Annotated in this window: 12 protein-coding genes and 1 pseudogene; 7 read left to right on the top strand and 6 right to left on the bottom strand. The window is 66.4% G+C overall.

Annotation, left to right across the window (positions count from 1 at the left end):
• Window positions 1–177 precede the first annotated feature (177 nt).
• The gene (locus tag IE226_RS40745; RefSeq protein WP_190086569.1) at window positions 178–810 is read right to left on the bottom strand and encodes an MSMEG_1061 family FMN-dependent PPOX-type flavoprotein; all 633 of its coding nucleotides are present in this window, start codon (window positions 808–810) and stop codon (window positions 178–180) included.
• Window positions 811–978: 168 nt separating this feature from the next.
• Here IE226_RS40745 and IE226_RS40740 point away from each other — a divergent pair, with 168 nt between their 5' ends.
• Window positions 979–1,626: a TetR/AcrR family transcriptional regulator gene (locus tag IE226_RS40740; RefSeq protein WP_190086568.1), complete on the top strand. Its 648-nt coding sequence runs from the start codon at window positions 979–981 to the stop codon at window positions 1,624–1,626.
• Window positions 1,627–1,680: 54 nt separating this feature from the next.
• Here IE226_RS40740 and IE226_RS40735 read toward each other — a convergent pair whose 3' ends face one another.
• A complete protein-coding gene (locus IE226_RS40735; RefSeq protein WP_190086567.1) occupies window positions 1,681–2,469 on the bottom strand; it encodes an SDR family NAD(P)-dependent oxidoreductase in 789 nt (262 codons plus the stop codon).
• 250 nt (window positions 2,470–2,719) lie between these two features.
• Here IE226_RS40735 and IE226_RS40730 point away from each other — a divergent pair, with 250 nt between their 5' ends.
• Window positions 2,720–3,229, top strand: a complete 510-nt coding sequence (locus tag IE226_RS40730; RefSeq protein WP_190086592.1) for a cupin domain-containing protein — start codon at window positions 2,720–2,722, stop codon at window positions 3,227–3,229.
• Between the two features lie 398 nt (window positions 3,230–3,627).
• Here the strand turns inward: IE226_RS40730 and IE226_RS40725 are convergent, their stop codons facing one another.
• Together IE226_RS40725 and IE226_RS40720 are read right to left on the bottom strand one after the other, a co-directional pair.
• On the bottom strand, window positions 3,628–4,881 hold the full coding sequence (locus IE226_RS40725) for a ParB/RepB/Spo0J family partition protein (protein ID WP_190086566.1): 1,254 nt from the start codon (window positions 4,879–4,881) through the stop codon (window positions 3,628–3,630).
• Window positions 4,881–5,540, bottom strand: a complete 660-nt coding sequence (locus tag IE226_RS40720; protein ID WP_190086565.1) for a ParA family protein — start codon at window positions 5,538–5,540, stop codon at window positions 4,881–4,883. Before IE226_RS40720 ends, IE226_RS40725 begins: the two co-directional genes overlap by 1 nt.
• A 952-nt stretch (window positions 5,541–6,492) precedes the next feature.
• On the opposite strand from IE226_RS40720, the gene IE226_RS40710 reads away from it, so the two are divergent.
• Window positions 6,493–7,074 carry a hypothetical protein gene (locus tag IE226_RS40710; protein ID WP_190086564.1) on the top strand — a complete coding sequence of 194 codons (582 nt, stop codon included), beginning with the start codon at window positions 6,493–6,495 and terminating at the stop codon, window positions 7,072–7,074.
• Here IE226_RS40710 and IE226_RS40705 read toward each other — a convergent pair.
• Window positions 7,071–7,532: an SRPBCC family protein gene (locus IE226_RS40705; protein ID WP_190086563.1), complete on the bottom strand. Its 462-nt coding sequence runs from the start codon at window positions 7,530–7,532 to the stop codon at window positions 7,071–7,073. The two genes, IE226_RS40710 and IE226_RS40705, sit on opposite strands and share 4 nt — an antisense overlap.
• 1,026 nt (window positions 7,533–8,558) lie before the next feature.
• On the opposite strand from IE226_RS40705, the gene IE226_RS40700 reads away from it, so the two are divergent.
• The 4 genes from IE226_RS40700 to IE226_RS40685 all read left to right on the top strand — a co-directional run bounded on the left by IE226_RS40700 (window position 8,559) and on the right by IE226_RS40685 (window position 12,931).
• Window positions 8,559–9,491 (top strand): ParA family protein, encoded by a 933-nt coding sequence (locus IE226_RS40700; RefSeq protein WP_190086562.1) that lies wholly within the window; start codon window positions 8,559–8,561, stop codon window positions 9,489–9,491.
• Window positions 9,484–10,524: a hypothetical protein gene (locus IE226_RS44590; protein ID WP_229871889.1), complete on the top strand. Its 1,041-nt coding sequence runs from the start codon at window positions 9,484–9,486 to the stop codon at window positions 10,522–10,524. The genes IE226_RS40700 and IE226_RS44590 overlap by 8 nt, the downstream gene beginning before the upstream one ends.
• 413 nt (window positions 10,525–10,937) lie before the next feature.
• Entirely contained in the window at window positions 10,938–11,408 is a 471-nt protein-coding gene (locus IE226_RS40690; protein ID WP_190086561.1) for a hypothetical protein, read from the top strand.
• 299 nt (window positions 11,409–11,707) lie between these two features.
• A complete protein-coding gene (locus IE226_RS40685; protein WP_190086560.1) occupies window positions 11,708–12,931 on the top strand; it encodes a cell wall protein in 1,224 nt (407 codons plus the stop codon).
• Between the two features lie 22 nt (window positions 12,932–12,953).
• On the opposite strand, the pseudogene IE226_RS44585 reads toward IE226_RS40685, so the two are convergent.
• Window positions 12,954–13,377, bottom strand: a pseudogene (locus IE226_RS44585) (hypothetical protein); the annotation flags it as partial.

Genomic DNA, 13,377 nt, shown 5'->3' with positions numbered 1-13,377 from the left:
GCGTGGGCGGAGCCACGGGCGGACGCGCGGACTGTGGCGTGGGCTGGTGGATGGGCGGGCGCGCAGGCTGTGGCGTGGGCTGGTGCGTGGGCTGGTTCATCGGTGCTCCTCTGTCGGTCGGCCGGTTTGGCCTGGTCAGGGCCTCGGTAGCCGTCCTCGGTACTGGTCGCTGCCCGGTCAGTAGAGCTTTCGGTAGCCCTCTTCCAGGGTCTGTTCGAGCAGTGCCGTGTCTACGTCGGCACCGAACTGCGCGGCGGCGATCTCACCGACGGTCGGCATGCCCTCGGCGAGCGCCTGGCTGGCTGGGTCCCACAACCGGGAGCGGATCAGCGCCCGCCCGCAGTGGAAGTACGCCTCGGCCACCTCTACGACGATCGCCAGCTCGGGCTGCTTGGCCTCGGTGCGCATGCGGACCAGCACATCGGGTTCGTCGGTGACATAGCCGCTGCCGTTGACGCGCAGGACCTCCCGCATGCCGGGGACGAAAAAGCACAGCCCGACGCCGTCGTTCTCGGCGAGGTTGCGGAAGGAGTCTGCGATCTTGTTGCCGGGACGGTCGGGAAGGGCGACGGTGTGCTCGTCGAGGATCTTCACGAAGCCCGGATAGTCGCCGCGGGGCGAGCAGTCGGCGCGGCCGGCCGCGTCCGCCGTAGCCATCGTCAGGAACGGCGAGTGGGCGATGAAGTAACGGGAGTAGTCGTCGATACGGTCCTGGACCTTCGCCTTGACCATGGCGTCGGGCTGCCCGAGCCGAGCAAGCACCTCCTCCGGGGAGACCCGTCGAGGGCGCGTGGGTGCTGCGTGCGTCATGGCAACTTCCTCCAGCGGGTTTCGGTGTACGGCTGCGGGCGCCCGCCCGGCTCCAGAGCCGGCCGGTGACCCGGCGACGGAATCGCATCGCCGCAGCTCATGGCACTATTGTGAGCAATTACTCAGGTCGTGCGCTACTCGCTTTCACGGCCCCTCGCTGGAGGTGCAATGACGTCCGACCGCCGCGGACTTCAGCCACGTAAACAGCCCCGTCAGGTGCGGGCCGAGCTGACCCGGCAGCGCATCCTCGATGCCGCTGCTCGCGTTTTCGCCGAGTACGGGTATGCCGCGGGGACCACCAACAGGATCGCGGAGCGGGCCCGCGTGTCGATCGGGTCGCTGTATCAGTACTACCCGAACAAGGACGCGATCCTGGTCGAGCTGCTGACCCGGCACCTCGACGCCGGCATGGCCGCCACCCCGCTGGACGTGGACGAACTGCTACCGGGGTCCATCGAAGGCATCATGCGCTTCTATGTGCGCGGCGCGATCGAGAACCACCGCGAAGACCCGCAGTTGCTGCGCGTGATGATGGAGCAGGGGCCGCGCGCCCCGGAGTTGCTGGAGCGGGTCGCGCAGAGCGAGCGACGGCGCATCGCCTACGCCCGCAAGCTGCTTCGCAACCATCCGGACGTGCAGGTCGCGGACGTCGACATCGCCGCCCGACTCGTCGTATCCACGGTGGAGATGGTGGTGCACAGGGTCATGGCGGGAGCCGGCGAGATCGACGTCGTGCGGTTCGAGGACGAGCTCGTCACCATGCTCACTCTCTATCTGACGGGCGGCCGGGCATTGGGTGCCGCGCCTGGCGACTGACGACGTTCGATCGACACCGGCTCCTCCCCCCGCAGGCCGGTTCTCGAGCCGCGGTCACACAGTCTTGATCGCGCCTCCATCGATGATGTGGTCCGCCCCGGTGGTGCTGGCGGCGAGCGGCGAGGCGAGATAGGCGACGAGGGCGGCGACCTCTTCGGGCTTCACCAGCCTGCCGGTGACCATGCCCATGGCGGTGGGCAGACCGGCCAGGAGCTGCTCCTGTTCCAGGCCCAACGACTTGGCCAGCTCGGCTCCGTAACCGTCAGGGCTCTCCCACATGTCCGTACGGACGGGACCGGGCGAGACGGTGTTCACGCGCACCCCCCGCGGGCCGAACTCCTCGGCCAGCGCCTTGCCGAACGCGGTCAGCGCGGCCTTGGCGGTGGTGTAAGTGACGGGGCCCGCGTGCGGGGTCCTGGCTCCGTTGGAGGAGATGTTGACGATGGCGCCGCGACTTTTGGTGAGGTGCGGCAGCGCGGCGCGGCTGGCGCGGACCGAGGCCAGGAAGTTCAGCTCGAACGCGTCGTACCACTGCTGATCGGTGAAAGTGAGGAAGCCTCCCGTCTGCCCCTCCCCCGCGTCGCCGCCGCCGACGTTGTTGACCAGGAGGTCCAGGCCGCCGAACTCGGCTTCGGCCCTGGCGATGAGTCGGGCAGGGGCGTCGGCTTCCGAAAGGTCCACGGACACGCCGACCGCGCCCGTGGCCTTGAGTTCCGGTGTGATCGTCCGCGCCGCGGCCACCACGCGCATGCCCTCACTCAGCAGCGCGGAGACGATGCTCAGGCCGATCCCGCGGCTCGCGCCGGTCACGAGTGCTGTCTTGTTGGTTAGTTGGAGATCCATGAGGCACCTCTGTCTGGGAATGGTTCAGACTCGATGCATTGACTCTATGAGTTGCAACACTAGTGTTGCAACTCATATTTGACTGGCAGCTGCTAAGTTGCCTCTTAGGGGTGTCAGGTGGAGTTCTACATCGGCGAACTTAGGCCCCTGGTCCCGGACGTAGGACCATCCGTGATCATGCTCGCGCCTGATGCCGGGCCTGGCGGTGCAGGCCATGATGCAGGTGAGTCTCGACGACAAGGAGCACACGATGTCGTACCCGGAGCACCTGCAGTACCCCGAGCCCCGCTACCACGGAGACAGGGGCGAGGTGAACGCGTCCTTCCGTACGGCCGACACCCCGCCCGACATCACTTCGCCCGGCGGCGGCGCCACCCACTACCTCGCCACGCAGATGTCGACCGGCGGCGAGTTCGGCCTGTACAAGGTGGACTTGGCAGCGCGGTCCGCCGGCGCGAAGACTCACTTCCACAAGGCGATGTCGGAGTCCTTCTACGTCCTCTCCGGCGAGTTGGAACTCTTCAACGGCGAGAAGTGGGTGACAGGCCGCGCCGGTGATTTCCTGTACGTGCCGGTCGGCGGCCTGCACGGTTTCAAGAACGTGACGGATGAGCCCATGTCGATGCTCATGCTCTTCTCGCCGGGTGCCCCGCGCGAGGAGTACTTCGAGAAGGTCGCGGAGATGTCGCAGCGCGGCGGCGAGGAACTCAAGGAGTTCCGGGTGCGGCATGACAGCTACTTCGAGGAAGACTTTGGATAGGGCTTCGGGGAAGACTTGAAGACTTTGGGGAGGGCCTCGGGGAGGACTCCGGGACGGAGGCGGCAACGCCGTGACTCGGCGATCCGGCTGACGGGGCGACAGCAGCAAGGGCTGTTCGAGGCGTTCGATTCTTCTGTGTGCGCGATCCTAAGCTCGGGCCCGATTTTCGCTCGACGGCCCGTGTGGTGAGAAATCGGGAGCCGAGTCGGCCGAAATGTCTGATCTGGGTCGTGTAGTCATACACGACAGCCATACGAAGCGGCCCCCGCGGCCCGGAACTCAATCCGGGCCGCGGGGGCCGCATCTCGTGTATTCGGTGTCGTCAGGGTGACTCTGACTCCTGACTCCTGACTCCTGACTGCGATGTGGGGGCTGTCTCTGCCCGCCGGCTGCGACGATCAGTCGTCGTCTGAAGCTTGGAGCAGCCACACCAGTCTGTCGCGGTTCGCCTTCGACATACGCTTGCGGAGCTGCTGGTCGAACCAGAGGGGCTCGTCCCACGGGAGCAAGTCCGAGGCTGAGGTTCCGTTCTGATGAGGGACCAGTGTGGTGGCTGCACTGGCTGCACCTCTGGTTGAGGTGGCGGCGACCTCTGCCTCTTGTTCGGCTGCAGCTGCGGATCCGGTTGTCTCGGCGGTGGTGGCGACGACTGGGGCGGTGTTGTTTACCGCGGTAAACCGCTCCGGTGGTTCGGTGGTGTTGTCGCTCGGCTCGGGTGCCGTGGCGGGTGAAGTCGCGGGCTGGTTTACCGCGGTAAACCGCTCACCGTTGGTGAGGGCGTCAGCCTTGGTGTTGGTCGTAGCATCGGCCGTGGCGGGGGCGTCGGCGGTCTGGCCTGACATGGCCGGTGCCAACTCGGCCGGAGCTGACTCGGCGGGAACTGGCGCGGCGGAACCTGGGGCAGCCGGGGTCGGCTCAGGCGGGCTCGTCGGCTCGTCCACCGCAGGTGCGACCCGCTTGCGCGGAGCCGCCTTGGCTTCGGCTCGGCGGGCCAGCTCCTCTTCCCACGCCGCGGCCTGCTCCGACTTGGGGAGGCCCGCGATCTCACGGGCGACGCGTACAGCGAGCTCGCCCGAGCTGACAAGCTGCTGAAGCTCCGGCGTCAGCTTGAGCAGCTTGCGCTGCTGGCTGACCCAGCCCTTGGTCTTGCCGTAGTGGGCGGCCACTTGGTCCGCCCCCTTGAGCTCGATGACCATCGTCTCGATGCCGAGGGCACGCTCGATGGGGTCGAGGTCTTCGCGGTCGTTGTTCTCCGAGAGGACCGCGTCGAGGAAGTCGGCCCGGCTGGCGGCGACGTTCTCGTCATGGACGACGTTCAGCGTCGTCAGGCCGACGGCCAGGGATGCGCGATAGCGGCGCTCGCCGTTGGCGATGACGTACGGCTTGTCACCTACGTTGGCCTCTTCCTCCGGCCACAGCTTGAGGTACCCGGAGCGGGAAACGGCGACGGCGGGTTGCAGCTGCCGGTGCTTGAGGATGAGGCCGAACTCCTTCAGTGCCTCATCGGTACCGAAGTTCCGGCGCGGGTTGAAGCGGGTCGGGACCAGCTTCGTCAGCGGCAGAGTGAGCAACAGCGGGTCGCTCTTGCCGGGAACGTCATCGACCTTGCTGCCGGCCAGAGAGGCCAGACTGGTGCGGCGTCCTGCAGCCATCAGGCGCCACCGCCGTAACCCAGCTCCAGGGCGAGACGGAAGAAGTCTTCGCGAGCCTCCATGGCCACGCGGTTCTTCGCGTACTGCGTCACGACCTTGCCTTCGACGGAGGCCCGGGTGTGGACCTTGTAGCGGCGGATGACGGTCTTGGCCCGGGGCCAGCCCTGGGCGTCGATGTACGCCTGGGTGTCTTCCAGGTCGGCGGTTCCGTCGCGGGGGTCCCAGTTGTTGACGACGACCTTGAACGGGAGACCGGTGGGTTCGATGACCTTCTGGATGGTACGAGCGGTGGGGTCGAAGGCGAGGCCTTCGGGTGGCATCGGCACGATCACGTCGTGCGCGTACTTGAGGGCCTCCAGAAGGAGGTTCTCGTCCTGGAGGCTGCCGGGGGTGTCGATGAAGACGTGCAGCAACTGGTCGGAGTCCTTGAGGACGTCCGCCGCGACCGCACCGAGGTTGAGAGTGGTGGTGGTCTTGCCGACGCCGCCCTTCTGGTTGGCGATGACGTGAACCTTGGCGCCAGTGTCCTGAAGGACCTTCAGGTTCTCGGGAGTCTCGTGCTCCTGCGAGAAGTCGAAGGGCAGGTCGCTGATTCGGTTGGCCCACCAGACCGTCGAGGCCTGGGGGTCGATGGATACGACGTAGACAGCAGCAGTCATCTGATGCTCCGTATGCTTCCCGTGGGTTCCGGTACTTCGGGCATTGAGCATCTTTCCAGACGACTGAAGCTCCTTGTACAGCGACACCAGCGTTTGGCCCAGATGGGCTGATGGACTGGGGGGGTTGAGGGGCCTGTTGGGTTGAGGCGCCGTTGGGCTGCTGGGTTGATGGGTTGCTGGGTTGCTGGGTTGCTGGGTTGCTGGGTCAGGAGACTGGCTCCCGGTTTACCGCGGTAAACCGGGAGGGGGTCGGCGGTCGGTTCCGCACGGAGGAGTACTTGAGCAGGCTGCGGGGCACGTCTCGGTTTACCGCGGTAAACCAGCGGAGGCCCGAGCCGGCCTGGGCCGCCCGCAGTGCTCGACCCGACGACGAGGGGCTCCCCCGGTTTACCGCGGTAAACCAGCACGAGCCCGAACCGCCCCCAGCCGCCCCCGGTGCTCGACCCGACAACGAGAAGCCCCCCGGTTTACCGCGGTAAACCAGCACGGACCCGAACCTCCCCCGCGGCACAGGACGCGTCCGACAAGGACAGCGAACCGCGTCTCGGTTTACCGCGGTAAACCGGCATGGGTGCGGGCGATCGTGGCCGCCGGTTTACCGCGGTAAACCGGACCGAACATCGCCTCTGGGGTCTCACCGAGGAAGAGAACAGTGCAACCCGCCTCCTAAGCGATCTCCGTCGCCGAGACACGATCCGAGCAGAACGGGTCCGAGTACATCGACTGCGACGACCTCCTCGTCGGCCTTTCCCGCGTCGGCTGCGGAGTTGCCGCCGCAGTCCTGACAGACGCCGGCTTCGACCTGGCTGCCCTCGACGTTGTCTCTGCGGACGCTCGCTGATCGGCACGGGTCCGAATTCGCGGTTCTACCCCGTCTACCCCGCGCTGGTTTACCGCGGTAAACCAGCGGCAGTAGGACGCGCACGGTACGACGCAGAAGAAGAGGTATGCGATGTCGACCTTGGCCGGCTGTTGTGCGGAGCGTCCGTTGCTCTTCCTGGACGTCGACGGGACGCTCTTGCCATACGACGGAGCGCGGCTGCCATCGACCCTTGATGAGTGGGATAGCTGGCAGAGCCCGTCGAATCCTCAGCTGACGAAGGTCGACCGTACGCATGGATCGCGTCTGCTGGCTCTGCCCTGCATGCTGATGTGGGCCACTGCGTGGATGGGCGATGCGAACAAGGTGATCTCTCCCCTGCTCGGGCTGGCGGAGCTGCCGGTGGCGGAGCTGCCAGTAGCAGAGCTGCCGGTGGCGGGTCTGCCCGATGCGCCGGTTGAGGACGAGAGAGGCGTGCTGCACTGGAAGACCTGGGCGCTCGTCAGAACTGCGGCCGGGCGCCCCTTTATCTGGGTCGACGACGAGATCAGCGACCTTGATCGCTCCTGGGTATCAGCGCACCACCCGGGCCACGCCCTCCTCCACCGCGTGAACTCCCAGACCGGCGTCCTCGACACCGACTTCGGCGTGCTCGGCGACTGGTTGCGCGATCACCACCCGCAGCTCAGGTCACCGGCAGCGGAGCAGTCCTAGGCCGACGCCGCCTCCGCCCACTCCCTCACGTGCACATTGCGCATGTCGATGAGCTTGTGCATGTACCGGCCGAGCGCCACCGTCTCCACGCCCACCCCCACCAGACCGAATGGCGCCGCGAATTCGATCACGTCACGCATCACCGTTCCCCCGCGCCCATCCGGTGCGAAGTAGTGCGTGTGGTGCCACCGCTTGAACGGTCCGGCCACCTGCTCGTCCACGAACATTCCGGGCCGGTCGTACGCGCTGATGCGGGAGGTCATCTTCCACCGCACGCCGAAGTGCCGCGCCTCCCAGGTCACTGTGTCCCCGAGCGCCATACGTCCGGCGCGGACACCACCGACGATCCGTTCCCCGGAGTCGGCCATGGACGCGGTGTGCAGATCCACGTCCAACGACAGGTCGAAGACGGTCGCCGGTGACGCGGCGATGCGGGTGATGGTCTCGAAACGCTTCATGCGGGGATGCTCGCACGAGCACTTGGTTAGAGGATCACCGGCCGGGGGGCTTAGCTTCGGCGTACTGCCCAGGGTGCGGCGTCCGTACGTTCGAGGAATGGGCACCACAGGGGTCGACCCTGCCGGGCTCGAGGCCGTAGGCCGCTCCAGTCGACGAATGCCCCGCGAGCTTAGGATGCCGTACAGCGAAGATTCGAACAGATCGAACAAGGCACTCCAGCCCGCCCAGCCGCCTCGATATAACGATGGCTGCAACGATAGATATCGCTTCCGCTGAGCGGCGCGGTCTCGCGATCTCTGTTTCGCCTCGCCCCGCCTGCAACACTTCCTGCAACCATGGCTGCAACACCCACTGCACCAATGCCTACAACGATAGCTGCAACTTAGAGCGCATCTAGCCGTAGTCTGATGCCTGCTACACCCTCTGGAGCATTGCTTGTTACGTTGCCTGCAACGATAGCTACAACGAGCACTGCACTGAGTGTTGCTACTAGCACTGCAACGCTGCAACTAACGCTATAACTAGCGCTGTATGTTTGCCTAGAACCAACGCAAGCACCACTGCCAGCACGAACGCTGCAACGTACGCTGTCTGTTTCTCTAGAACTAACGCTAGAACTCTCCCTGGAACAATCAAACAAACGAACCAACTAACTAACGCTGTTTCTAGCTTGCGAACGATGGATGCATGCCACTGAGTTACTCACGAACCATGCAACGCACGTTGCGTCGAACTATCTGTCGAGTACTTCGGTCGAGCCCTGGGTGCACCCTGGGGGAGTCCCGCGCCCCCGCCCGCGAGGCCGCGACGTGCGCGCGTCCTAGCACTTGTGCGGATCCGTTCTCGACCGGCGCGCGCGTCACACGCACCTCGGAGATCCGGTCCTGTTATCGTCAAGCCTGATATCCCGTGTCACTAGAGGAACAGAGCGAGCAGGCAAGTCCTAATCTCGGGTGAATCGGTCAAACAGGCTGCTCACCCTCCCGAGACAGACGGGTAGCGGAACTCTAACTTCCGTGTGACACATGTGGGCTGACGAGACAACCGACGCACCAGAGAGAGGCGGGCACGCGATGAAGGTCATCGCCGTGGCGACACAGAAGGGAGGGGTGGGCAAGACCAGCACCACGGTCAACCTCGCTGCAGGCTTGGCCTTGGCCGGTGCGCGCGTGCTGACGGTCGACCTGGACCCTCAGGCCCAGGCCGGAACGGCTGTGGGCGTCAATCTGGCGGGGGAGGAGCAACTGGCCCGTTCGCTGGGCTGGGTGCTGCAGGCCCGGATGCAGGGCATGCGCATGGATCTGTCCAGCCTCTGGTTCGACCGGAGCGAGCTCCTCGAGGAGTGGGAAGACGCGGGCACGCTCCACCTGTTGGCGTGCGAGGAGTCAACCATGACCGCCGCGCAGGACCTCATCCATAAGAAGGGTTTCCAGTCGACCCCCATCCTTCGCAGGATGCTGATGGAGGTCTCCGACTCGTTCGACTTCGTCGTCGTGGACACCCCTCCCGCCGTTTCCTCCCTCTCCGCGACGGCCCTGGCGGCCGCGGACTACGTCATCACGGTGTGCGTCCCGGAGTACCCGGCCCTGAAGGGTGCCGCGGCGACCCGGGGAACGGTGCGGTACGTCAAGGACCGGACCGGCGGCGAGTGCGAACCCCAGTACCTCGGGGCGGTCCTCAACCGTTCGAACCCTCCTTCGCGGTGGAAAGCCCAGGAAGTCAATATCCGTAACGGCATGCTGGACGCGGACCTGGCGCCGTTCTGCACGGACATCCGTACGGACAACCGGATCAGCGACTCCTTCGCGTACGGAGTGCCGTCGGTGATCCGCTTTGCGAGCCATACCCCCGGCAAGATGTACAGCGAGCTCATGGGCCAGCTCGTGGAGCGCATGGGTCAGCCCGCGGAGAAGTGGGAGATGCCGGAGCGCATCGACTTGGAGGGCTCCGGTGGCTGAGTCCAAGGGGCGCCCGAAGAAGAAGTTCAAGCCGGCCGGTGCCCAACTGGTCCAGGGGTTGCTTGCCGGGGCCGACGATGTCGCCAACCGTTCGTGGATCGGTGGGGGACAGGGCACGCCCGACGTGGGCCGGGATTCCGCTCCCGCCGCGCCGGCCGTTGATGAGGCGCGGCCGTCTTCGCCGCCGCGTGCTCCGCAACCGCGCGGCGGCGAAGACGTAACACCGCAGGCTGCGGTCACTGTTGCGGATCCGGTTCCCGCGCCCGCCGCGGAGCGCGAGCCCCAGCCCGATGACTCCGCCACCGACCCGCCGGGGACCGGAGCAAGGACCGGAGCGGGCGCCGAGGCCGGGTCCGGGGGAGGGGCCGAAGCGGGGGGCACGACCGGCACCCGGGCCAAGAAGGCATCCACGGCGAAGAAGTCTGCGGCCTCAGCGGCCCCTCGGAGGAACGCGCCCTCCGCCAACGGGGCGGGGGAGCGGGCGCCCGCGACGGCAGCGCCCCGTGACGAGCGTGCTGCTCGCGATGTGCCGCCCGCACCCACGCGTTCCCGTCGGCAGCAGGAGGCGGCGCCGGGCGAAGCGCTTGCGGCGGTCCGGCACAGTTTCATGGACGCCAAGTTGCACGCCGGTGCTTGGCAAGCCTTCGGGTTTCGCATCACGCCCGATGTCCTTGCGCTGCTCAAGGAACGCGTGAATGCGGACCGCCGGACGAGCGGCAACGCCCAGCTGGCGATCGGGCATTACCTGGACGCGGCGCTGCGGCTGGTACCGGGAGATATGTCCGAACTCATCAGCCTGGCGACCGAGTTCGCGATGCAACGGATCTGGGACACCGAAAAAGCGCAGCCCTCGACTTATCGAGTGGGTCCTGACGCTTATGAGTGGATTGCGAACCTCAACGTCGCGTTGCAGGAGGCAGGTTTTGGTCGAAAAGGCACCTACATTGTCTCCGTGATCGTGCTCTGCTACCTCGACATGCTGGCCTCCGACGGGCCGTTGCAGCGGCCCGAGAGGCGGCGTAACTCCCCTTAAGCGGGCCGCGATTGCCTCTGACGACGATGAAGGTGGGGTCTGCACGCATTGATGCGTGCAGACCCCACCTTCATTTTTTGTGCCATCGCTGCACTTCAGAGACGTGCAACGACGCCTGCAACGACCGCTGCAACGTGGCCTGTTGCGTGGGCTGCAACGCTATAACTAACGCTGCAACTAACGCTGTCTAGATCAAACAATCAAACTAACGCTGTTTCTATCCCTGTGACACTAGAGCGACCTAGTGGGCCTCACTGTCACCCACACGAGTGACGCCCGCTCAAATACGGGCTCTCGTACGGAAATGTCCTATTTGCCGACACGCCCGCCCATCTAGTGACGGGAGAGATCCGGGCCGAGTCTGCGCTAGGGTTACGGGCACGATCAGCACACTTAGCGGAAGAGTCAGAGCAATGTCGCTGACCAGCGAGCAACTCAGCACCAGCGCGGTCGCCACGGCTGCCGGCCTGAGCGAATCCTGGGCCTGGAGGGCCCGCGACCAAGGCGTCCTCACCGAGCCCCACTTCGAGGACTCGGTCGTGGCCCTGCGCGTCTACGCGTTCGTGTCCCAGATCGTCTGGCCCGGCACACGCCGCCCCCGCAGCGCCCGGCAGGACCTGGAGCTCTGGCAGTCCATGGCGGTCGAAGCGGCGCGACAGGCCGTGTCCGACGCCGACACCACCCCGGAGACGTCGCTGTGGGTCCTCGAGGACTCCGTGTACCTCATCACCACGCCTGCGGAGCGTGCGGCCTTCGACCTCAAGCACCTCGGCGGGCGCGTCGCCATCCGCATCCCCGTCGGGCAATGGGTGACCGAACTGCCCGATGCCATAGCGCAACTGAAGGCGCGGCGGCGGCGTCAGCCCGCCTCGCCGTCCTCGTAGAGCCGGTGACGGGCCCCTGAGACCTCACCTCACGACCTGCGCGTCCACCTGAAAGACGCATCCACCTGAAAGAGAGGACCTCCGCCCCGCACCTCTCCAACTGAACAGGCACACCCGGCTCGGCAAGGCCGCCTCAGCGGCGCCGAGTTGCGGTTCCGTTTTGCCTCATTCCCTTCCTCGTCCAGGAGCCGGTCATCGCCAGTGCCACGAGGGCTGGTTTGGTGTTGCCCAAAACAGCCCCGCGAAATCCACCCCGACAGCAGCAAACGTCCCCCCAACACCCAGGCGGCAACGCCCAGTTGGCGCGCGGAGCCGCCCAAGAGCTCGCCCACACCGAATCCCGGCGCAGCGGCCCCCGTCGCTGGCTCCGCGCCGCCCATTGGCTCCTCTCGGCAGGCATCCATCCCCGGGGCAACGCCACGACCCTGCGCGTCGCCGAAGACCTCGCCAAGCGCATGGACTACAGCACCGGCCACGTCCGTTACTGCCTGGACGGCACCTCCGCCCGCCTCGGACTCTCGCGGGCCACGGTCAAGCGCCACGTCGCCGTCCTGCGCGAACTCGGGGCGCTGGTCTGGGCTGTTCACGGCACCAGGACGAACGTCCGCCGTACGCGGGGCCTTGGCGGGTACGCCGGGACCGCGACCGTGTACGCCGCTGTAATCCCTCCCGCGTACGACCATGCGATGGGGCATCAGATCGTCGGCTCCGGGTACGACGCGCGGATCGTGGTGCATCAACCGGCCGCCCCTGAGCAGAGTTCGGAGCAGAGTTCGGAGCGGAGTGCTTCCGAGCCGAGTGCTTGCGAGCGGGGTAGCTCCGAACAGGGCAGTTCCGAGCAGGATTCGGGGCAGATTCCGGGTCAGCTGTCCGAGGGCGGTGCGCCCCCTTCCCTGACTCTGGTTGAGGAAAAGGGAAAGGTGCAGATGGCGGGGGGTTTTAACTACACCCCGCGCAGGCGCGCGAGCCGCACCAAATCCCGCAAGTCCCAGTCCCGTTCAGCCGTCGGCGGCGAGTCGACGACGACTCGCCGCTCCCCGGCGCAGGTGGCTCGCGAGATCCTCCAGACCCGCACGGTCCGGGCCCTCGTCAACTGGACGCAACGCGAGCCGCTCCGACGCCTGGCCTTCTCGCTGCGGGCCTACTTCGACCGTGGCCTGAGCGCTCACGAGATCGCCGCCGAACTCATCGGCATGTGCCTCACGTGGCGCCCCTCGCGGCCCGCCGCCTTCATCCAGGCCCAGCTACGGCGCGAGGCCCGCGAGAACGCCGCCCGCGAAAGCGCGGAGGCTGCCGCCGGGGACCCCCGGTCGAACGCCGCCTGGCAGGAATGGCTCGCCCGAGCAACCCCCGAGACCCCGGTCCGTACGGACACGGACCGTCGCCTGGCCCGCCTGTACAGCTGGGACCAGTGGGCCGAGGTCGCCGATCACTACGCCGAGGACCCCGACGACGCCCTCGACCTCTACGGCACCCGCCTGTGCGTGCACGCCGTCCGCCAGGCTTCTCTGGCTGAGCGTTGAGTCGCTCTCAGAAAGCCGCAGCTCAGGAGGGCTTGGCGGTTCGCATCAGCGACCGAAGCGACTGACTTTCACGTACCTCGGGTTGACAGTCCGACATGCTGACCCAGACACCGAAGGGCTTGATCTCCCGCTCGGTCTTGGTGTGCTCCGAGAGGCTCTGCGCATCGTCCAGGTCCGACCAGGTGATGGGGCCTGGCTCGCTGTCGGCCAGAAAGCCCTCGATGATCGGACCGAGGTCGTCGGAAGCCACATAGGTACCGTTGAACGGCAGCTCATCCGGGGACACAGAACCGGTCGAGCACCGGAGCTGTCCTGCCTGTTTGTCGTGCCACACGTAGAACGTCGCAACCTCAGTGCCCGTTGTTGTATCGATCGTGGCGCCCGGTGACTCGAACGGGGTTCTGAGTCGGGTGGTCTTCTGGTGGCGCGGGCATAAAGGCAGGGCC

Origin of the sequence: Streptomyces longisporoflavus (assembly GCF_014649775.1) — a bacterium.
GTDB lineage: Bacteria > Actinomycetota > Actinomycetes > Streptomycetales > Streptomycetaceae > Streptomyces > Streptomyces longisporoflavus.
The sequence above is the reverse complement of the archived record's forward strand: the minus strand, read 5'-3'. Positions and strand labels throughout refer to the sequence as shown.